This window comes from Mycobacterium sp. SM3041 (assembly GCF_039668335.1).
Classification (GTDB): Bacteria; Actinomycetota; Actinomycetes; order Mycobacteriales; family Mycobacteriaceae; genus Mycobacterium.
Genome location: NZ_JAYXBQ010000001.1, coordinates 1 through 21,588, shown reverse-complemented (window position 1 = coordinate 21,588; position 21,588 = coordinate 1). Strand labels below are relative to the sequence as shown.

Below are 21,588 nucleotides of genomic sequence, written 5' to 3'. Positions count from 1 at the left end.
TCTGGAACACCGTGCGTGACGAACTGGTATGGATCGACTGCGAGATGACGGGGCTGGATCTCAAGTCCGACCGACTCATCGAGATCGCGGCATTGGTCACCGACAGCGACCTGAACGTGCTCGGCGAGGGCGTCGACGTGGTGATCCACACCGACGACGCCGCACTCGACGGCATGGCCGATGTGGTGATGAAGATGCACACCCGCTCGGGCCTGATCAACGAGGTGCGGACCTCCACGGTCACCCTCGAAGAGGCCGAGCAGATGGTGCTGGACTACATCCGCGGCCACATCGGGCAGGCGAAAACCGCTCCCCTGGCCGGTAATTCGATCGCCACCGACCGCGGCTTCATCGCCCGCGACATGCCTCGCCTCGACGACTTCCTGCACTACCGGATGATCGACGTCAGCTCGATCAAGGAGCTGTGCCGCCGCTGGTACCCGCGCATCTATTTCGGGCAGCCCGACAAGGGGCTGGCGCACCGCGCCCTCGCCGACATCCACGAATCCATCCGCGAGTTGAAGTACTACCGCGGCACCGCGTTCGTACCCGCTCCCGGCCCGTCTACCAGCGAAATCGCGGCTGTCGCCGGCGAGCTGGGCCCGCCGACGAACGACGCCGTGGAGACCGATTCGGCTTAGCGGGCCTAAGCGGTTAGTATCTACGACGCTGCTTCTGAGAAGCGGCGATGGTGGCTGTAGTTCAGCTGGTAGAGCACCAGGTTGTGATCCTGGGTGTCGCGGGTTCGAGTCCCGTCAGCCACCCCGAGGTAGAACATCGCCTCACCTGCACGTAGCGGGTGAGGCGATGTTTGTTTTCCGGGGGTTGCGCGCCCGGCTGGCACAGTGGTGCACGTGGGTGATGCGATCGAGTTGCGAGCGTCCTGCCTCGAAGGGCCTCGAGTTCGCCTTCGCAAGGCGCGCGACGAGGACGCCGAGGGCCTGATCGAAACGCAGACCGACAAGCGGGTGCGCCGGTACCTGGGCGGACCGCGACCTGTCGGCGAAGTGCGCGCCGTGCTCGAAGGGGTCGGCGCGGCAACGCTATTGGCAGCCCCCGGCTGCTACATCGCGACCGCCAGGGATTCCGACGACATGCTGGGCACGGTGACATTGAGCCGCCGTCGCAACGACGTTCCCGGCCATCTGGACCCCGATGGCGACGAACTCGAGCTGAGCTACGTCTTCCGGCCGCATGCGTGGGGTCAGGGCTATGCGAGCGAAGCTACGCGGCTACTGCTGGAGTACGCGGCCGGCGAGCTGGACGATCAACCTGTCCTGGTCATCACCCAGACCGCCAACCGCGCCTCGCTCCGTCTGGCCGAGCGCCTCGGGTTCAATGTCGTCGCGACGTTCGAGCAGTACGACGCCGAACAGGCGCTGGCGACAGCTCAGCTGGCCGCGTTCCTTCGCACCGACGCCCTTCGCGCCGACTCCTAGGGTCAGCCGGGCACCTGATCCAGGAAGCCGTGCACCGACTGGATGCGGCCGTCGGCGTCCGTCGCCAGCACGTCGAACCCGATGATCGGCGGCTGCTCCCCCGCCGGCCCCAGGCCCCACTGGAAGCGGGCCTGATTGTGGTGGCTGTCCGGGCCGCTGACGAGCGAGAAGACGAAACCGGGGAATTGGGTGTGGACCGCGCCGATCACCTCGGAGATGGCGTCGTGACCCGTGACGTCCGCCATCGGATCGGTGTACGACGCCTCGGATGCCCAGTGGTCGTCGAGCAGCGCCTTCCGTTCGATCGGATCGGTGGCGTTCCACGTCTTCAGGTAGGCGGTGACGATGTCGTTCATGCTGACCTCTTTCGTGTCGGGGTGGTCAGCTCAAAGCTTGGCCGCCAAATCGAGGCAAGTCGATTACTTGGCAGGTAATGATGTTGTGCCGCTTGGGTTTTCGGCGACACCGCCACCATTGGCGTCGCCAAGCCGGCGTTGACGCTGCGGCGATGGCGTAGAGCCGGCCCGCAAACGACGAAAGCCCCCTCCCGAAGGAGGGGGCTTTCGCATCTGTGCGCCGTCAGGGTTTCGAACCCCGGACCCGCTGATTAAGAGTCAGCTGCTCTACCAACTGAGCTAACGGCGCGCGAGAGAGACCTTAACAGCCCGATGGCCGCAGGGTGAAATCGTATGGTCAGCGGGGTTTCCGGGCCCCGATCGCGGGTATCCCCACGGGGTCGGACGGCCCGATGGACCCTCCACGCAGCCCTGGAGGTGTCCAACATCACACGCGATGGACTCGCCGCCCACCTGCGCACCACCAGAGCCGGCCGAAACCCGCACCACCACAGCGAATCCCGGCCGAACAGTAGCCACTGCACACCTGTCAAGGTCCTGTATCCACACACGATCGTCAATAGCGGCTCGATGCCAAAATCCGTCAGAAATCACATAGACCTGCAATTTTGTGACGAGCCGCCGAAAAACAAAGTTAGCTGAAACCACGTATGATGGTGTAGAAATGTAAGTGACGATGACTGAAGGGAGTTAGCTGATGACACCCATCGCCGGTGCGACCTACGCGGCGCCGAGCGCCGACGTGGCGGCAGCAGCCGACGGCACCCCGGTCATCGTCCATAACTGCACCCGGCTGGGCCGGGTCGCGAATCCCCCGCGCAGCTGGCTGCCAGGCTGGCTGACGCCGCGGCGCGGGAACTAGAAAGTCGCGTTATCCGCGAATCTTGCGGATAACCACCACCAGCACCACAACGCCGAGTCCGGCGAACGTTGCGATGACCGCGGGCTTGGACGCGATCGCGATGGCCTTGGCCTTGGCGTCGTCGGCCAGTCGCTGGGGGTTCGCCCGCTCCGCGAGGGCGTCCACCGTCAACGCCAACTGATCGCGTGCACGATCGATTTCCTGCTTGATCTCGTCAGGATTCCGGTCAGCCACTTCAGCCCTCCAGCTCGCGTTGCTCCTTGGCGCTCTACCCTAGAGCAGCTTGCCGCAACAGCAACGCCTGGCCGACAGAAGGGACCTCCCGGTGGCACCGACCCCGCGACTCGAAGTGGGCGACAAAGCCCCCGCATTCAGCCTGCCCGACGCCGACGGCAACACCGTGAAGCTGTCGGACTACAAGGGCCGCAAGGTCATCGTGTACTTCTACCCCGCGGCCTCGACGCCGGGCTGCACCAAGCAGGCCTGCGATTTCCGCGACAGCCTGGCCGAACTCAACGAGGCCGGGCTCGACGTCATCGGCATCTCGCCCGACAAGCCCGAGAAGCTCGCCAAGTTCCGCGACAACGAGGGCCTGACGTTCCCGCTGCTATCGGACCCCGACCGCAAGGTGCTCACCGCCTACGGCGCCTTCGGTGAGAAGACGATGTACGGCAAGACCGTGCAGGGCGTCATCCGCTCGACGTTCCTCGTGGACGAGAAGGGCAACATCGAGGTCGCGCAGTACAACGTCAAGGCCACGGGCCACGTGGCCAAGCTGCGACGGGACCTGTCGGTCTGACAGCCGCGCCGTCGACGGTGCCCGGCTGAACGAGCCGAGCCGGGCACCGCATGGCGGCCCGCCCAACCACGCGTGACAGCTGCGTGGCCATTCGGCCAATCGTTGTCTCCACCGGCGCTCTGCAATCAGCCGCAGATACGTTCAGGTGCAAGACTTTTGGCGTGACGCACAACATCCACATCCGCACCGTCGACAGCAGCATTCGCTACCCGCACGCGCTGAGCTATGGCGAAAAGGACCAGATTCTCTGGGTCCAGATCGGCGAAGACGCCGACCATTCGGACACCATCTACTTCAGCCCGTCCTACTGGCAGCAGTACTCCGTCGACCCCCACAGTGAAGACCCGCTCGATCTGGAATTCGACGAGGACGACGAGGAAGACGACGAGGACGACGAGTAGAACCCCGGCGCCGGGGTACGGCGTTTCGTACCCCGGCCACACCGGATAGACCGGGGCGCCGGCTTCGACCACCCCGGCGTCGCGCTCTGGCACACTCGACCCGTGGCCGCGCCCGACGTCCGTTTCCGCCGCCTCGCCGAGCAGGTGGCCGACGAGTTGCGCCGGCGCATCCTCAGCGGTGACCTCCCCGACGGCAGCGTGCTGCCCACGGAGGACGAGCTGCTCACCGAGTTTCCGATCAGCAAGCCCTCACTGCGCGAGGCCATCCGAATCCTGGACGCCGAAGGGCTGCTCAGCGTGCGACGCGGCAAGCTCGGCGGCTCGGTGGTGCACCGGCCGAGCGCGAGCAACGTGGCCTACACCATGGGTTTGGTGCTCGGCGCGAACCAGGTGAGCCTCGGCGACGTCGGCTCCGCGCTGCAGCAGGTGGAGCCGGCCTGCGCGGCGTTGTGCGCGCAGCGTTCCGACCGCAAGACCGCGGTGGTGCCGGTCCTTCGGCAGATCCACGCCGAGTCGGTCGAGTCGGTCGAGGATCTGGTGGCAGTGACCTCCGCGAGCCGGCGCTTCCACGAGGCGCTGGTGCAGCACTGCGGCAACGAGACCATGATCATCCTCGCCGGTGCCCTGGAGAAGCTGTGGTCGTCGCACGAGCTGAACTGGTCACGGCAGTTCACCGACCATGCCGGCATTCCGGTCGACGAGCGCCGGGCCGCGCTGGAGGATCACCGCACCCTTATCGACGCTATCGAAGCCGGCGACGCCGAACGCGCGCGGGAATTGGCCGCGACGCATCTGCTCGACGCCCAGCACTACCCGGGTTCGGCCGGTGTGGTCGACCCGGCGATGGTGCGCACCCGCACGCGATCTTCGTGAATCCTTGACAATGTGCGCGCTTATTTTCATATGATTTGAAGATGCGGCCTGCGGAGGCGACCACGATGGACATGGCGGTCACGAGTTCGCCGGCATTCACCGCCAAGGACGTCGCGCGCTTCCATGCCAATGGCTGGTGGACCGACTCCACGATCTCGGATGCCGTACGCGCCAACGCCGCTCGCACCCCGGATCGCGTCGCATATGTTGATCACCCGGACCGGTCGCTGACCTGGCGTGAATTTGATACCGCGGCAACCACTTTGGCCGGTCAGCTGGCCGGCGCGGGCGTGCGCCCCGGGGACCGGATCGCGGTGTGGCATGGCGACACCACGGCGATCCACGTGCTGTTCGTCGCCATCGAGCGCTGTGGTGCGGTGGTCGTCGGCGTCGGAGCACGCGCCGGAATCCGCGAAGTGACAGCCATCCTGCAGAGCGCCGAACCCCGACTGCTGGTCACCGACCCCCCGCGGCAGGCGCAGGCGAACACCGTGGCCGGCGCCATCGGATGTCCGCTACTGACGCTCGATGAACTGTCCGTCGGTACGGACTCCACGGACCTGAGCCCCGAGGCCCAACTGGGCGCCGACGACGTCTTCCTCATCAACTCGACGTCGGGCACCACCGGGCTACCGAAATGCGTCGTGCACACCCAGAACCGTTGGTATTACTTCCATCAGCAAGCGGTCGCCAACGGCCTGCTGACGTCCGACGACGTGTTCCTACCCGTCATCCCGACCCCGTTCGGCTTCGGGCTGTGGACCACCCACATCACCCCGATTCTGTTGGGCACCACCAACGTCCTGCTGGACCGGTTCACCGTCGCCGCGGCGTGCGCGGCCATCGAACAGCACAAGGTCACCGTGTTGTGTTGTGTCAGCACACAATTGACCATGATCATGGCCGACCCGGTGGCCCGCGAGTACGACCTGAGCTCGCTGCGGGTGGTGTTCACCGGCGGCGAGGCCCTGCCGTACCGGCCCGCACACGAGTTCGAAAAGCTGACCGGCGCAACGATTCTGCAGTTCTACGGCTCCAACGAGACGGGCCTACTCAGCGGCACCACGGTGCACGACTCGCTCGAGCACCGGCTGCGCACCGGCGGCCGGATAGTCGCCGATATGGCCGTCCGCCTCTTCGACGGGGACACCGACGTCACCGACACCGGCCGGGGCCAGCCCGCCTGCCGCGGCCCGGCCACCAGTCTCGGCTACCTGGGCGGCACCGACCACGACAAACTCTTCACCGCCGACGGCTGGATGCGGATGGGAGACATCTGCGAAATCGACGCCGACGGCTACCTGCGGGTGACGGGCCGCACGTCCGACTTCATCGTGCGCGGCGGCAAGAACATCAGCGCGGCCCAGGTCGAGGACGTCGTGATGACGCACCCCGCGGTCGGTCTGGCCGCCGCGGTCGCCATGCCTGATCCGGTGTTCGGCGAAAAGGTCTGCGTCTACGTCGAACTGATCGGCGCGGCGGCACTGGAGCTCGCCGAGCTGTGCACGCACCTGCTCGCGCAGGACGTTTCGAAGGAACTGCTGCCCGAGCGGCTGATCGTGGTCGACGAACTCCCCCGATCCTCGGGCGGCAAGGTCGCCAAAGGCCAACTCCGCGAAGATATCCGCGCCCGGATGGGAGACGGTCATGACCGCAGCTGAAAAGCCCCGCCGCGGCGGACTTGAAGTCTGGGCGCCGGCGGTGACACCACCGATCGGCGTCGACCTCACCGACGAACGGGCCATGGCCATCGCGTTCCGGCACCTCGCGACCATCGGCTTCGCCGAGAATCTGGCGGGGCACATCACCTGGCAGCCCGACGGCCGGACCGACATGTACGTCAACCCGTGGGGCCTGTGGTGGCAGGAGGTCACCGCCTCCGACATCTGCGTCGTCGACGAGGACGCCCGCGTACAGCGGGGCCGCTGGGACGTCACCCCGGCCATCCACATCCACACCGAGCTGCACCGCGCCCGCCCCGACGCCCGCGTCGTCATCCACAACCACCCCTACTACGTGTGCGTGCTGGCGGCATTGGGCCGGCTGCCGGAGCTGGTACATCAGACCGGATCGCTGTTCCTGGACGACCTCTGCCTCGTCGACGAATACGACGGCGAGGTCGACAGCCCTTCCCGCGCAGCCGAATTGGCGGCCCGGATCGGCTCGGCGAACACGACCATCCTGGCCAACCACGGCGTCATCGCCACGGGCCGCAACCTCGCCGAGGCGGTGTACCGCGCGGCCTCGATCGAGCGGGTCTGCAAGCTGGCCTACGACGTACTGCTGACGGGCCTGAAGCCGAGTGAGATGAAGTGGTCCGACATGGTCGGCATGAAGTCCTCCCTGATCGAGCGCGCGGCCGACGTGTACTGGGCCGGCGCTGCCCGCCTGACCATCAAATCCGATCCGTCCGTTCTCCAGTAAAGGCGTTGGTACGACATGAAATCCATCGACGATCTGGCCGCCAACCTCGATTTCACCGTCGCGAAGACGGGCGCGGACCGTACCGTCACCCTGCTGCCCGACCCGCCGCGTGCTCCGCGCCGCTACACCGTGATCTCGGTCGACGACCACATCGTCGAGCCGCCCGACACCTTCACCGGGCGACTGCCGAGCAAGTTCGCCGACCGGGCTCCGCGGGTCGTCGACACCGCGGGCGGCGGCCAGACCTGGGTGTACGACGGCCAGGAACTACCCAACGTCGGGTTCAATGCCGTGGTCGGCCGTCCGGTGTCCGAGTACGGCTTCGAGCCGGTCCGATTTGACGAGATGCGCCGGGGCGCATGGGATATCCACGAACGCGTGCGGGACATGGACCTCAACGGTGTGTACGCGTCGCTGAACTTCCCGTCGTTCCTGCCGGGATTCGCCGGCCAGCGCCTGCAGCAGGTCACCACCGACCGCGACCTGGCGATGGCCTCGGTGCGGGCCTGGAACGACTGGCACTTCGACGTGTGGGCCGGCTCGTACCCGGACCGGATCATCCCCTGTCAGCTGCCGTGGCTACTGGACCCTGAAGTGGGCGCCAAGATGATCTACGAGAACGCCGAACGTGGTTTCCACGCCATGACTTTCAGCGAGAACCCGGCGATGCTGGGCCTGCCGACGATCCACTCGGGCTACTGGGACCCGATGATGGCGGCCTGCGCCGACACCGGCACGGTCGTCAACCTGCACATCGGGTCGTCGGGCTCCTCCCCCTCCACCACGCCGGACGCGCCGCCGGACGTGCAGGGCGTGCTGTTCTTCGCCTACGCCATCTCGGCGGCCGTCGACTGGCTGTATTCCGGTCTGCCCAGCCGGTTTCCCGATCTCAAGATCTGCCTGTCCGAGGGCGGTATCGGCTGGGTCGCCGGGTTACTGGACCGGCTCGACCACATGCTCAGCTACCACTCCATGTACGGCACCTGGGAACGGATCGGTGAAAAGCTCACCCCCGCCGAGGTTTTCACCCGCAACTTCTGGTTCTGCGCGGTGGAGGACCAATCGTCGTTCGTGCAGCGCGACCGCATCGGCGTCGACAACATCATGCTGGAAGCCGACTACCCGCATTGCGACTCGACCTGGCCGCACACACAGGCGACCATCCACGAGGAGATCGGTGACCTGCCCGCAGACGTCATTCGAAAGATCACCTGGGAGAACGCCTCTCGGCTCTACCAGCACCCGGTGCCCGAGTCGGTTCAGCGAGATCCCGAGTCGTTCTAGCGCCGATGCCGAGCGTGGGGGTTTACGCGGAGATCTGACGGATTTTCCACGTAAACCCCCACGCTCGATGCACTAACGCCCGAGGGCGCCCAACAGCAGCGCCTCGGAGATCGCCGCTTTCTCGAGCACGCCCAGGTGCAGGCTCTCGTTGATGCTGTGCGCCTGCGTGCCGGGGTCCTCGACGCCCGTCACCAGAATCGTTGCGTCGGGGAAGGTCTCGGCGAACTCGGCGATGAACGGGATCGACCCGCCCATCCCCATGTCCACCGGGGCAACACCCCACGCCTGTGTGAAGGCCGACCGCGCCGCGTCGTACACCGGGCCGCTGGCGTCGATGGCATACGGCTGGCCGACGTCACCCGGCGTCACGGTGACCTTGGCGCCCCAGGGCGCGTGGCTCTCCAGGTGCCGGGTCAGCGCGGCCAGATGCGCCAGCGCGTCCCCACCTGGAGCGACGCGCATGCTGACCTTGGCCCGCGCCCGCGGTATCAGTGTGTTCGACGCTTTGGCGATCGACGTGGTGTCGATGCCGATGACGGTGATGGCCGGCTTGGCCCAAAGTCGTTGCACCACAGAGCCGGAACCGATCTGCTGCACGCCGTCGAGCATGCCGGTCTCGGTGGCGACCCAGTCCGGGCCCCGGTCGACGTCGGCGGCGGTGCCCTCGTACAACCCTTCGACCGCGACGTTGCCGTCGTCGTCATGCAAGGTGGCCAACAACCGCACCAGGGCACTCAGCGCATCGGGCACCACGCCGCCCCAGATGCCCGAGTGCAGCCCATGATCCAGCGTCGCCACCTCGACCACGCAGTCGACCAGCCCGCGCAGTGACACCGTCAACGCCGGCATCTCGGTGCTCCAGTTGTCCGAGTCGGCGATGACGATGACGTCGGCGGCCAGCAGGTCGCGATGCGCGGCCAGTAGGGCGCCGAGCGACGGCGAGCCCGATTCCTCTTCGCCCTCAACGAAAACCGTCACGCCGACGGGCGGGGTGCCGCCGTGGGCCCGCATGGCAGCCAGGTGGACGGCGATACCGGCCTTGTCGTCGGCACTGCCCCGGCCATAGAGCCGGCCGTCGCGCTCGGTGGGTTCGAACGGCTCGGAGTCCCACTGTGCCGCGTCGCCCTCGGGCTGCACGTCGTGGTGCGCGTAGAGCAGCACGGTCGGGGCTCCTTCTGGCGCCGGATGACGTGCGATGACGGCCGGCGCCCCGCCCTCGTGGACGATGTGCACCTCACCGAAGCCCGCCTCGGACAACAGCTTTGCGGTCAGCGCGGCGCTGCGGTGCACCTCGGCGTGCCGGGCCGGGTCGGCCCAGACGGACTGGATACGGACCAGCTCCTCGAGGTCGGCACGCACCGACGGCAGGACGTCCCGCACACGTTCGACAAGATCAGCCATGCCGTCGAGCGTAGTGCGCCGGTCGTCTGCCCGGCGTATCGTCACCGCATGCCGTCGATGGGACATCTGCTGGCGTTCGGGTTGATCTCGCTGCTGGTCATCGTGATCCCCGGGCCGAGTGTTCTGTTCACCGTCGGCCGGGCGCTGACCGTCGGCCGTCGCCAGGCGTTGTTGACGGTGGCGGGTAACGCGATGGGCGCCTACGTCCAGATCCTTGCGGTGGCCCTGGGTGCCGGTGCCCTCATCCTGGCCTCGTCGCTCGCGTTCAGCGTCATCAAGTTCGTCGGCGCGGCGTACCTGATCTACCTTGGCGTCCAAGCCATCCGGCATCGACATGGCCTCGGCGAGGTGCTCACCGGCGGCGCATCCGCCAAGCGGCCGAGCCGCGTCCTGGCCGACGGTTTCGTCGTCGGGATGACCAATCCCAAGACCATCGTGTTCTTCGTCGCGGCGCTGCCGCAGGTGGTCGACACCGCCGCGGGCAACGTGGCGGCCCAGATGCTCATGTTGGGTGTCGTGTTCCTGGCCATTGCCGTGGTCTCGGACAGCGTGTGGGCGCTGGCGGCCGGACTGGCCCGGGACTGGTTCGCGCAGTCCCCGCGCCGCTTCGCCGCCATCGGTGGCGCCGGCGGGCTGGCCATGGTCGGCCTGGGCGTCAGCCTTGCCGTCACCGGCCGCAAAGACTGAACAGACGTTGATGCCCCCGACACCGAAGTGTCGGGGGCATCAATGTCTGAAAAACTAGTCCTGCTCGAGGACCGCGACCGCCGCCGCGGTGTCGCCTTCGTGGGTCAGCGACACGTGGATGGCCACGCCCTTGAGGTGCTCGGCGATCTCGCCGGACAGCCGCACCTTGGGCCGGCCCCACATGTCGGTGACGACCTCGATGTCGCGGTGGATGCCCTCGGGCAGCACCGGGCGCTTCGAGAACCGCGAGCCCGACCACGCCTTGATCACGGCCTCCTTGGCCGCCCAGCGGGCCGCCAGGTGCCGTGCCGCCGACGAACTCTTGTCGGCGGCGTCACGGCGCTCCCCTGGGGTGAACGTCTCCGCGAAGACGGTGCCCGGCTGGTCGACCTGCTCGGCGAAATCCGGAATCGAGACCAGGTCGATGCCCACACCCAGGATGCTCATGGGCAACAACCTAGCGGACCCAATCCCGATACCTCAGAAGGCCTCACGAGCGGGCGTACCACCCGTCCTCGCCCAGGCGCGCATCGGCGTCGAGCAGCATGTCGGCTTCCTGACGCTTCTCCGGCGCATCGTGGTTGAAGCGACGGTCGGCCGGCTTCTCGTACAGCGGGCGCCCACCGGCGATCGCCGACGCCAACCGGTGCTGACCGGCCAGGACCCGCTCACCGGCACGGCGGAGGTAGTCCTCGCGCTCGGCCGGATCGAGAGCCGCCACCAGCGCCTGCGGGTGCACCAGGGCGATGAGGCCCGACACGTGACCGAAGCCGAGGCTGGTCACCAGACCGGCCTTGATCGGCAGGCGGTCGCCGAACTTCAGCGTCTCGCGGACCCACACGAAGTGCTGTGCGTTGGACAGCTCGTCGTCGACGCAGTCCAGGCTGCGGTTCGGCGGGATGACGCCGTCGCGCAGAATCTGGCACAGACCCAGCATCTGGAACGCCGCAGCGCCACCCTTGCTGTGTCCGGTCAGGCTCTTCTGGCTGACGATGAACAGCGGGTTGCCCGGGGACCGGCCCATCGAGGCGGCGAGCCGCTCGTGCAGCTCGGTCTCGTTGGGGTCGTTGGCCAGCGTCGAGGTGTCGTGCTTGGAGATCACCGCGATGTCGTCCGGGGTGACGCCCAGCTTGGCCAGGTCGCGCACCAGCTGCGACTGACGTCCACCACGGCCGGCACCCAGCGCACCCAGGCCCGGAGCCGGGATCGAGGTGTGCACACCGTCACCGAACGACGACACGTAGGCGACGACGGCCTGGATGGGCAGGCCCATCTTCACCGCGAGGTCACCACGGGCCAGCAGGACGGTGCCACCGCCCTGGCCTTCGACGAAGCCGAGGCGACGACGGTCGTTGGCACGCGAGAACTTCGAGTCGCTGATGCCGCGGGCCCGCATCATCGCGGTCTCGGCGGTGGCCGACATGTCGCCGAAGCCGATGATGGCTTCCAGCGTCAGGTCGTCGTAACCACCGGCGACCACGAATTCGGCCTTGCCCAAACGGATCTTGTCGACGCCCTCTTCGACCGACACCGCCGCGGTGGCGCACGCGCCCACCGGGTGGATCATCGCGCCGTAGCTACCGATGTACGACTGCACGACGTGACCGGCGAAGACGTTCGGCAGGACTTCCTGCAGGATGTCGTTCGGCTTGTTCCGGCCCAGCAGGTTGCCGTGGTACATGGTCTGCATCGAGGTCATGCCGCCCATACCGGTGCCCTGCGTGGAGGCCACGAGGCTCGGGTGCACCCAGCGCATCAGCTCTTCCGGCGAGAAGCCGGCCGACAGGAACGCGTCCACGGTGGTGACCAGGTTCCACAGCGCCAGGCGGTCGATCGAGCTGGCCATGTCCGGCGTGACGCCGTAGACCTGCGGGTCGAAGCCGGTCGGCACCTGGGCGCCGACGGTCCGCGACAGCTTGACCTTGCGCGGCACGCGGATCTCGGTACCGGCCTTGCGGGTGACCTGCCAGTCGCTGCTGTCCGGCACCGGCGCGATGACGGTGTGCTCCGGATCGAACTGGTGGAACGCCCGGGCGTCGGCCTCGGCGGACACGACGAAGGAGAAGTCCTTGTCGAGGAACACCGAAACCAGCAGCGGCGCAGCGTGATCGGGGTCGATAGCGCCGTCGTCCACCCACTCGCGGATGCCGACGCGCTCCAGCACGATGTCGTGGTAGCGCTCGACCAGCTCGGACTCGTCGACCAGCTCACCGGTGTTGGTGTCGTACCAGCCCGGCTTCGGGTCGTCTTCCCACTTGACCAGACCGGTGGTCCAGGCCAGCTCCAGGACGCCCGCGGCCGACAGCTCGCCGGAGACCTCCATCTCGAAGCGGGTGCGCGACGAGCCGTACGGGCCGAGTTCGGCACCGGACACCAGCACGACCATGTCGGCCGGGTCGATGTCGAGGTCGGCCCACTCCGGAGCCGGCGCGGCCTGGTAGCCCCGCGGCGGCGAGGGCAGCGCCGAGATGGTGCCTTCGAGGTCCTCCTCGTCGACAGCAGCTTCGGCCACCATCTCCTCGCGGGCCTTGGCGGCCAGCTCGGCCATGTCGAGCTCGATGTCGCCGAGGCCACCGGTCAGGTCGACCTGGATGGGCTCACGGGCGGCCGACACCTTGGCGTCGATGCTGCACAGGTTCAGCAGCATGGAAGCCATCTCGTCGGTGGTGTACGTGATGACACCGGCTTCCTCGACAGCACCGACGATGGCGTCGTTGTGGCCCATCAGGCCGGTGCCCTTGGTCCAGCCGATCAGCGCGTGCGCCAGCGAAACTCGCTGCGACCACGAGGTTTCCGCCTTCCAGCGGGCGACGACCGCGTCGAGCGCAGCCTTCGACTCGCCGTAGGCGCCGTCGCCACCGAACATGCCGCGGTTTGGCGAACCCGGCAGCACCACGTGCAGACGCGACGCGATGTCACGCTCGGAGCCGATGTGCGAGAGCCCACCGATGAGCCGCTGCACGGCCCACAGCAGGACCTTCATCTCCATCTCGGCACGGGCGCCGGCCTCCGACAGGTCCCCGGCGACGCGCGGTGCGGCGAACGGGAACAGCAGCGTCGGGGTCTGCGCGTCCTTGAGGTGGATGGCCTTGGGGCCGAGGTTCTCGACCTGCTCGTTGCCGACCCACTCGACCAGCGCGTCAATGTCGCTGTAGGAGGCCATGTTTGCGGGCACGACCCACAACTGGGCACCGAAGCGGGCGTTGTCGCGGTACAGCGTCCGGTAGAACGCCAACCGGTCGTCGTCCAGCTTGGACGTGGTCGCGATGACCGAGGCGCCACCGGCGAGCAGCTGGCCCACCACGGACGACGCGATCGAGCCCTTGGAGGCACCGGTGACGACCGCGACCTCGTTGGCGTAGCGGCCCTTCTCCGGGTTCTCCGCACCGGCGGCCGCGCGGCCGTACAGCGCGGCGTGGAGGGTGCGGCCGGCGGCGAGCGCCTTGCCCTGCCACCAGCTGGCCTGCGTGGCCACCACGTGCCCGGCACCTTCGAAGCTCTCGGAGAGCTTGGCCCAGTCGCGGTTGACGTCGTCCTCTTCGAGCAGCCAGATGCGTGCCAGGTCCTCACGGGCGCTGGCCCAGCGGTCGTCGAACAGCACGGCCTTGCGGGCGTCGAACGACGGAGCCACCAAACGCGGCCAGTCCGAACCCAATTCGGCGGTCACGAGGTCGATCAGCTCGGAGTCGGTGGCGTCCGGCGCGGACACCGGCGTCTGCAGACCCAGCTCGCCCAGGATCAACCGGGCGGCGCCGGCCAGCACACCGTTGGGGCCGGTGACCTTCTCGGCGAACTCGTTGAGCGCGGCCGAGTCGACCACACCGCCACCGGCACCGCCGGCGGACGGCAGTGACACGGCGATGCCCTTGCGCGCAGCCACGGCGGCGACGGCCGCGTCGATGACCTTGTCGACGGCGCCGGCGTCGGCCAGTGCACCGGAGTGCAGGCCGCCCATCTCGCCGCCCCGGACGCTGCTGCCCTCACGGGTGCCCAGCGCGACCTCGGCGGTGACGTGCTTGGCCCAGCCGGGGCCCAGCTCCCAGGCCTTGCTGACGCGCTCGGCGATGTACGCCGGACGCTTGCCCGAGGGGCCGAGCACCGTGCGCAGCTGGTCGTTGATCGCGTCGGAGAGAACGGGACCGAACGGCTTGTAGGTACGGGCCAGCTTGGTGACCTGTCCCTTCAGACCGGCCAGGTCGGCTTCCGCGGCACCGTCGATGGCGCCGAGGTTCAGCTCCGAACCCAGGTCGACGAGCAGCTGGTTGCGTCGCGACGAGGCACCGTCGGTGATCGACTCGATGGAGTCCAGCGGCTCGATCTGGTCGATGCGCATCTTCGCCGACAGCGCGATGAGCGCCATGGTGGCGTCGGCGGCGTCGTAGGTGATGTCGTCCGGACGCGGGCCACCGGCGGGCGCCGCGGGGGCGGCGGCCGGAACCGGTGCTGCGGCAACGGCTTCCGCCGGGGCTGCCTCAGCTGCGGGCGCGGCGGGGGCATCGTCCTCGGGCTCCGGGTCGGTGTCGGTCGCGAACAGCACCGCGGCGTCGCGCTCGACGTTGAGCACCTCGGTGGTGTTGTGCGAGTACTCCGGGAGCTTCAGCGTGTTGGTGGCCAGGCCGGCAACCGTCGGCATGGTCTTCACACCGACCTCGACGAACCGCTCGACACCGAGGCCGCCGGCGGCTTCCTCGATGAACAGCAGGTCCTGCGTCTCGATCCAGCGGACCGGGCTGGCGAACTGCCAGGCCAGCAGCTCGATGACGGTCTTGCGCATCAGCTCTGACGGCTTCTCGTTACGCCACGTGTCGTAGTCGGCGAGGATCTCGTCGAGCGGCTCGGCCGGCACCAGGTCGCGGATCTCCTGGATGAAGTCCTTGTCCAGGGTGAAGGGCCGCGGCACCAGGTTCGGGATGTACTTGCCGACCAGCAGCTCGGGGTCCTGCCCGTGCGGCATGACGCGGTCCAGCGCGCGGCGGAAGTCGGCGACGCCGACCCGCAGCACCTCGGAGTGGAACGGCACGTCGATACCGGGGACAAGGATGAACGAGCGCTTGCCACCGGTGATTTCGCGACGACGCTCGATCTCGGCCTCCAGGGCCTCGAGGCCGCGGACGGTACCGGCGATCGCGTACTGCGAACCACGCAGGTTGAAGTTCACGATCTGCAGGAACTCACCGGTCTCCTCGGCGATACCCGCGACGAAGTCGGTGACGTCGTTGTCGTCGAGGTCGATCTGCGACGGCCGGATGGCGGCCAGGCGGTAGTCCGAGCGGCCCTTGGCGTCACGCGGGACGATGTCGTGCATCTTGCTGCCGCGGTGGAACACGACCTCGAGCAGCGCCTCGAGCTCGTACACGCCGGACACGCACGCCAGCGCCGTGTACTCACCGACGGAGTGGCCGCAGGCGATGGCGCCCTCGACGAACGCACCCTGCTCGCGCATCTCGGCCACCTGGGCGGCCGCGACGGTGGCCATGGCCACCTGGGTGAACTGCGTCAGGAACAGCACGCCGTCCGGGTGGTGGTAGTGCACGCCGCTGGCGATGATGCTGGTCGGGTTGTCCCGGACCACGTGCAGCACCGAGAAGCCCAGGGTCTCGCGGGTGAACTTGTCCGCGGAGTCCCAGATCTTGCGGGCGGCCTTGGAGCGGGCGCGGACCTCCATGCCCATGCCCTTGTGCTGGATGCCCTGGCCCGGGAAGGCGTAGACGGTCTTGGGCGCGGCCAGCTGAGCCGACGCGGCCATCACCAGTTCGCCACCGACTTTCGCGGTGACCTCGATGATCTCGGCGCCGCGGTCGATGCCGACGCGGTCGACGCGGAACTCGATCTCGTCGCCCGGCAGCACCATGCCCAGGAAGCGCGAGGTCCAGCCGACCAGGCGGGCCGGCGGGGTGGCGCGGCCGTCGGTGGCGGTGACCACGTGCTGCGCGGCGGCGGACAGCCACATGCCGTGCACGATCGGCGATTTCAGGCCGGCCAGCAGTGCGGCGGCACGGTCGGTGTGGATCGGGTTGTGGTCACCCGACACCACGGCGAAGGCGCTCATGTCGACCGGCGCGGTGACGGTGACGTCGCGGCGCCGACGGCGCGGCGTCTCGGTGGCGTTGTCGGTGATCGCACCGCCGGCGCGGACCGGGTCGGTCAGCTCCGCGGCACCGCTGCGGCCACGGATGGCGAAGCGCTCTTCGAGGCGCGCGAGCTCGGTGCCCTCGGCGTCGGTGATGCTGACCGAGACCGGGACCACGCGGCCGACCTCGGTGTCGACCGCGGCGGAAGCCGTTGCGGTGACGGTCAATTCGGCCTTCTCGGCCGGCATCGGGGCCAGCAGGTGCGCGGCGTGGTCCAGGTGGACCAGGCTCAGCAGACCTTCGACGACCGGGATGCCGTCGGCGGTGACGGCCGCGCCGATGACCGAGAACACGGCCGGCCAGCAGCGGCCGACGAGGGCGTCGGGCACCAGGGTCAGGCCCGGCGCCAGCGGGGCGCCGAAGGTGGCGGTGACGCCGGTGTGGTCGGCGACCTCTTCGGGGTCCCAGTCGGCGGTGACGGTGGCGACGTTGTCGGTGACGGTCGGCAGCGCGTCGACGCCGTCGGCACCCGCGGCGATGGCGAGCACGGCGCGCATGGCGGCCGAGGCGTCCTCGGTGGTGACGACGGGCATGCCGCCGTTGACGGTGGCGGCCGGCAGCGTGAAGCGGATCGCGATCCAGATGTCCGACAGCGGGACGTTCAGGACGACACCGTCACCGTCGAGCTCCAGCCGGGAGCCGGTGGAAGGGTGTGTCGCCGAACGGTTTTCGTTGACCTGCCACTCGCTCGGGGCGCCGATGCGGTGCACCGGGTTGATGGCGGTGCGGCCTGCCCACAGCACGTCGGGCGAGTCGAGGACGACGGCCAGCGGGCCGGTGACGTCGGCACGCGCCTGGCGGCGCGAGACGACCGGAACGGGCTTGACGCCGGCGGCCAGCACCTCGTCGATGGCGGCCTGCTCGAAGCGGTCCAGCAGCTCACCGACGGGCTCGTCGACGCGCGTGATGCCGGCGACGGCTGCGGTGCCGGGGATGACGCAGACCTGGTCGGCGTCGTAGCGGGCGTCGTGGGCCTGCCACAGCGAGTCGCTGCGCCACCAGCGGCGCACGTCCTTGTCGATGACCGGGACGAAGTTGACGGGCTTGCCCAGCGTCTTGCACAGCGTGACGAAGAACGGGACGTCCGCCGGGTGCAGGCGCAGGGTCTCGGCCTCGGGGTACCGGGCCAGCAGCTCGGCGATGGCGCGCTGCGGATCCTCCAGCAGCGCTTCACCTTCCGCGGTGGCCGGGAACAGCGTCTCGATGCGACCGGCGTCGGCCGGGTTCAGGCGGGCCTCGGCGCGCTGCAGCATCTCCTCGAAGCGGTCGCGCCAGGTGATGTCGAGCCACGGCGAGTGGTCGCGCTTGGTGTCGGCGGTGCTGCTGCCGTCGCCGATCGCGAGCTCGACGTAGCGCTGCAGCCACTGCTGGTAGGTCATGTCCGCGACGTCACCGAAGTACGGCTTGGCGGTGTTGGCCATGGCGGCGATGATCTCGTCGCGGCGCTCGGCGACGGCGTCGGCGTCACCGGCGACCTCGTCGAGCAGGCGGCCGCACCGCGACGCGGTGTTGTCGATCTCGTGGATGTCCGCACCCAGCTGGCTGCGGCCGGAAGCCATGCCGCCCTGGGCCTTACCGGCGCCGACCCACTGATCGGTGCCCTTGGTGTCGACCAGGAGCTGCTTGACCTGAGGCGAGGTGGTGGCCTCGAGGGTGGCCATGGCGGCGGTGCCGACCAGGATGCCGTCGACCGGCATCAGCGGGAAGCCGTAGGTCTCGGCCCAGCGGCCGGACAGGTACTCGGCGGCGCGCTCGGGCGTGCCGATGCCACCACCGACGCAGATGGTCAGGTTGGCCTGCTTGCGCAGGTCCGAGTAGGTGCTGACGAGCAGGTCGTCGAGGTCCTCCCACGAGTGGTGGCCACCGGCGCGGCCGCCCTCGACGTGGACGATGATCTCCTTGTCCGGGACCTCTTCGGCGATCTTGATGACCGACTTGATCTGGTCCACGGTGCCCGGCTTGAACACCACGTTGGTGATGCCGATCTCGTGCAGCTCATCGATCAGCGCAACGGCCTCGTCGAGCTCGGGGATGCCGGCGGTGACGACGACGCCGTCGATCGGGGCGCCCGACTGGCGCGCCTTCTGCACGATGCGCTTGCCGCCCAGCTGCAGCTTCCACAGGTACGGGTCGAGGAACAGCGAGTTGAACTGGATGGCGCGGCCCGGCTCGAGGAGCTGGGTCAGCTCGGCGACGCGGTTCTCGAAGATCTCCTCGGTGACCTGACCGCCACCGGCCAGCTCGGCCCAGTGGCCGGCGTTGGCGGCCGCGGCGACGATCTTGGCGTCGACGGTCGTCGGGGTCATACCGGCCAGCAGGATCGGCGAACGGCCGGTGAGGCGGGTGAACTTGGTGGACAGCTTGACGTCGCCGTTGGGCAGCTCGACGGCGGTCGGCGCGAAGCTGGACCATGCGGGCTGCACGACCGGGGCGGCGCCCACGGTGAACAGCGAACGCTGGCCGGCGCGGGTGGCGGCGGGCACGATGCCGATGCCGAGGCCGCGGATGATCGGCGAGGTCAGGCGGGTGACGGTGTCGCTCGGGCCGAGGTCGATGATCCAGCGGGCACCGGCGTCGTGCATGCGCTCGACTTCGGCGACCCAGTCGATGGGCTTGACGAAGATGGCCTCGGTCATCGCGTGGGCCAGCTCGGTGTCGATACCACACTTGGCGGCCCAGCGGTCGACGACCTCGATGCCGTCGGCCAGGCGCGGGGTGTGGAAGCCGACCTCGACCTGCACGCCCTGGAAGACCGGGCTGAAGACGGCGCCGCCGCGCAGCTTGTTCTTGCGCTCGGCCTCGTCCTTCTCGGTGATCTTGCTGCAGTACAGCTCGAAGCGGGCCAGCTGCTCCGGGGTGCCGGTGATGACGACGCTGCGGCGGCCGTTGCGGATCGACAGGACGGGCGGCAGGACGGTGCGGACGTCCTTGGAGAAGTCTTCGAGCAGTTCGGCGATGCGCTCGGGGTCGACGTTGGTGACCGACACCATCGGCGACTTGTCACCGCGACCGACCATGCCGCGACGGCGCGAGACGAGCGAACCGGCGGCACCGATGAGCTGGAGGAGCGCGAGGAGTTCGGCGTCGCGGGTGCCGTTGGCCTTGAGCGCCTCGGCGGCGATGATGCCCTGCGAGTGACCGGCGACGGCGACCGGCGGGGTGCCGGCCAGGTCGAGGCCCTGACGCTGGACGGCGCGGATGGCGGCCATCTGGGCCAGCAGGATGCCGGGCCCGGAGATGGCGGCGGTGGTCAGCTGCTTGGCCGACGGCAGCGGCTCGTCGGCGGCGAGGGCGCGCACCCACTGCATGGGCTCGAAGCCGATGGGTCGCACGACGACGAGCTCGCGCGCGACGGGCTCCAGCAGCAGGGCCGCTTCGCCGACGATCTCGCTGAGCTCGGATTCGATGCCGGCCGAGCTGACGAGCTCTTCGAGGTTCTCCAGCCACGAGGCACCCTGACCACCGAACGCGACGGCATACGGCTCGCCGGCGTTCAGCAGGTCCACGAGAGCATGGGCGCTCGCCGCCACCGCCTCGGTGTTGCCACTGGTCACATTGCGGTGCTCGTTGATCGTCATGCGTCCCTCTCGTCTTTGCCGCGCGAACCGGTCAGGTGCTTGGTCTTGGTAGTCGGCCCTGGGGCAACGCGATGCGACGTCGGATCACGTGAGGCCCGTGCTACGTCTGGCGCCCGTTTTTCGGGTGCCTGAGAGCCGGGCCGACTGCACTAAGAGTGTCATAAGATTCGCGGCGTTTTTCTGCCGGAAATGGTTACCAACGAGTTCTACGGATCGGTAACCACCTACGCGGGTAACACCGCGTCGTGGGACTGCCCGTACCCAACAGGACAAACGTCCTGTTGGCGGCTGGTTACGGTCGAGTAGTAACAACATCGCTGATCAAAGCGGTATTGTTATCAAATCGTGACCATGCTTGTGACGGTGCCGGACCTTACTAATGAGTAGGAAAAGACCCGTTCCAGAAAACACTCGACAATGACGGTCTGTGTGTCTATATAGGCGGTAAGTTACCGCGCCGCCATTTGCTGCGGTTTCATCTCGTTTTCTTAGAGCTGGCCGCCAGCTAACTACTGAGCGGTAATCTGCGCGCCCGTCAGTCCCACTGCCCGAAGCGCGGCTTGAGGATGTGGTTGATGTCGACGCCGACTCCCCCGACATGGCGTTTGTCGATCTCGACCTGATGCAGTGCGGCCGCCGGATGCGCGGTCCCACCGGGCGAGCCCCAGTTGTGCTGCCAGAAGTACGACCCCAAGCCGTCCTGCACGGCCCACTCGATGGTCTTGGAGTTGGCATACACGCCGACCCGCCGGTGCCCCAGCACTGATTCCCAGCCGCGCAGGTAGGGCGCAACTTGTGCTTTGTACTGCTCCGGAGTCGGATCGTCGTCGATCGACGCGTAGATCGGCGCCCCGACCGGGCCGCCCGCCGCGGTGTGCAATGCGAACCCGCGCTGGGCATGCTGCACGCCGGCGGCGTGCCCGCCCAGCCAGTCGGCCGTCGACTCCTTGCCGTACTGGTAACAGGAGACGATCTTCAGGCCGCCCTTGTAGAGATCGCGCGCCTCCGGCAGCTCGATGGGCTTGCCGAGCATCCACGCCCCGCCCGGCCGGCGGTCCGACACATACCGGATGGCGCCCAGCGCCCCGGCCGACCGGATGTCGGACGCGCTGATCACCCCTGCCGCGTAGTCCAGCAACACTCCGTAGGGGGCTGCCGAGGCGGTGGTCGCGCCCAGTACCGATTGCAATCCGGCGCCGAGGCCGACCGCGGCCGGCGCAGCTGCAGCGTATTTCAGCAGGTCACGACGCGAAATTGCCACGCGTCTCAGGATATGACAGCTACCACTTCCGGCCCGTTAGCCACACCAGTGCAATCCTGACCCACCCGACGTGAAGAAGATCGTCAGAATTT

16 protein-coding genes and 2 tRNA genes are annotated in these 21,588 nt (G+C 68.2%); 11 read left to right on the top strand and 7 right to left on the bottom strand.

The genetic code is table 11. The features are described from left to right. Positions 1–11 precede the first annotated feature (11 nt). The 3 genes from orn to VXD91_RS00080 all read left to right on the top strand — a co-directional run bounded on the left by orn (position 12) and on the right by VXD91_RS00080 (position 1,439). Positions 12–641: an oligoribonuclease gene (gene orn / locus VXD91_RS00090; protein ID WP_020102265.1), complete on the top strand. Its 630-nt coding sequence runs from the start codon at positions 12–14 to the stop codon at positions 639–641. Positions 642–691: 50 nt separating this feature from the next. Next, positions 692–764 (top strand) — tRNA-His (locus tag VXD91_RS00085). 102 nt (positions 765–866) lie between these two features. After that, positions 867–1,439 (top strand): GNAT family N-acetyltransferase, encoded by a 573-nt coding sequence (locus VXD91_RS00080; RefSeq protein WP_318985674.1) that lies wholly within the window; start codon positions 867–869, stop codon positions 1,437–1,439. 2 nt (positions 1,440–1,441) lie between these two features. On the opposite strand, the gene VXD91_RS00075 is transcribed toward VXD91_RS00080, so the two are convergent. After that, complete coding sequence (locus VXD91_RS00075; protein ID WP_318985579.1) at positions 1,442–1,795, bottom strand: nuclear transport factor 2 family protein; 354 nt, start codon at positions 1,793–1,795, stop codon at positions 1,442–1,444. Between the two features lie 216 nt (positions 1,796–2,011). Next, positions 2,012–2,084 (bottom strand) — tRNA-Lys (locus VXD91_RS00070). Between the two features lie 408 nt (positions 2,085–2,492). Here VXD91_RS00070 and VXD91_RS00065 point away from each other — a divergent pair. Continuing rightward, positions 2,493–2,657, top strand: a complete 165-nt coding sequence (locus VXD91_RS00065) for a hypothetical protein (protein WP_318985580.1) — start codon at positions 2,493–2,495, stop codon at positions 2,655–2,657. A 9-nt stretch (positions 2,658–2,666) separates the two neighbouring features. Here the strand turns inward: VXD91_RS00065 and VXD91_RS00060 are convergent, their stop codons facing one another. Further along, entirely contained in the window at positions 2,667–2,891 is a 225-nt protein-coding gene (locus tag VXD91_RS00060; protein ID WP_020102269.1) for a DUF3618 domain-containing protein, read from the bottom strand. A 91-nt stretch (positions 2,892–2,982) separates the two neighbouring features. Between VXD91_RS00060 and bcp the strand changes: the two genes are divergently transcribed. The 6 genes from bcp (at position 2,983) to VXD91_RS00030 (ending at position 8,438) form a co-directional block, all read left to right on the top strand. Then, entirely contained in the window at positions 2,983–3,456 is a 474-nt protein-coding gene (gene bcp, locus VXD91_RS00055; protein WP_029119327.1) for a thioredoxin-dependent thiol peroxidase, read from the top strand. 161 nt (positions 3,457–3,617) lie between these two features. Continuing rightward, positions 3,618–3,857 (top strand): hypothetical protein, encoded by a 240-nt coding sequence (locus tag VXD91_RS00050; RefSeq protein WP_318985581.1) that lies wholly within the window; start codon positions 3,618–3,620, stop codon positions 3,855–3,857. A gap of 102 nt (positions 3,858–3,959) precedes the next feature. Next, positions 3,960–4,730 (top strand): FCD domain-containing protein, encoded by a 771-nt coding sequence (locus VXD91_RS00045; RefSeq protein WP_318985582.1) that lies wholly within the window; start codon positions 3,960–3,962, stop codon positions 4,728–4,730. A 41-nt stretch (positions 4,731–4,771) separates the two neighbouring features. Next, complete coding sequence (locus VXD91_RS00040; protein ID WP_318985583.1) at positions 4,772–6,391, top strand: class I adenylate-forming enzyme family protein; 1,620 nt, start codon at positions 4,772–4,774, stop codon at positions 6,389–6,391. Then, positions 6,378–7,154, top strand: coding sequence for a class II aldolase/adducin family protein (locus VXD91_RS00035; RefSeq protein ID WP_318985584.1), 777 nt, complete (start codon positions 6,378–6,380; stop codon positions 7,152–7,154). Before VXD91_RS00040 ends, VXD91_RS00035 begins: the two co-directional genes overlap by 14 nt. 15 nt (positions 7,155–7,169) lie before the next feature. Continuing rightward, entirely contained in the window at positions 7,170–8,438 is a 1,269-nt protein-coding gene (locus VXD91_RS00030) for an amidohydrolase family protein (protein ID WP_318985585.1), read from the top strand. Positions 8,439–8,510: 72 nt separating this feature from the next. Here VXD91_RS00030 and VXD91_RS00025 read toward each other — a convergent pair whose 3' ends face one another. Continuing rightward, positions 8,511–9,839, bottom strand: coding sequence for a dipeptidase (locus tag VXD91_RS00025; RefSeq protein ID WP_318985586.1), 1,329 nt, complete (start codon positions 9,837–9,839; stop codon positions 8,511–8,513). 48 nt (positions 9,840–9,887) lie between these two features. Between VXD91_RS00025 and VXD91_RS00020 the strand changes: the two genes are divergently transcribed. Next, positions 9,888–10,526, top strand: a complete 639-nt coding sequence (locus VXD91_RS00020) for a LysE family translocator (protein ID WP_064986693.1) — start codon at positions 9,888–9,890, stop codon at positions 10,524–10,526. 54 nt (positions 10,527–10,580) lie between these two features. On the opposite strand, the gene VXD91_RS00015 is transcribed toward VXD91_RS00020, so the two are convergent. The 3 genes from VXD91_RS00015 to VXD91_RS00005 all read right to left on the bottom strand — a co-directional run bounded on the left by VXD91_RS00015 (position 10,581) and on the right by VXD91_RS00005 (position 21,496). Continuing rightward, complete coding sequence (locus tag VXD91_RS00015) at positions 10,581–10,973, bottom strand: holo-ACP synthase (RefSeq protein WP_020102278.1); 393 nt, start codon at positions 10,971–10,973, stop codon at positions 10,581–10,583. A 43-nt stretch (positions 10,974–11,016) separates the two neighbouring features. Next, positions 11,017–20,235 (bottom strand): fatty acid synthase subunit beta domain-containing protein, encoded by a 9,219-nt coding sequence (locus VXD91_RS00010; protein ID WP_346414301.1) that lies wholly within the window; start codon positions 20,233–20,235, stop codon positions 11,017–11,019. Positions 20,236–20,770: 535 nt separating this feature from the next. Then, the gene (locus VXD91_RS00005; RefSeq protein WP_318985588.1) at positions 20,771–21,496 is read right to left on the bottom strand and encodes a DUF1906 domain-containing protein; all 726 of its coding nucleotides are present in this window, start codon (positions 21,494–21,496) and stop codon (positions 20,771–20,773) included. Positions 21,497–21,588 lie beyond the last annotated feature (92 nt).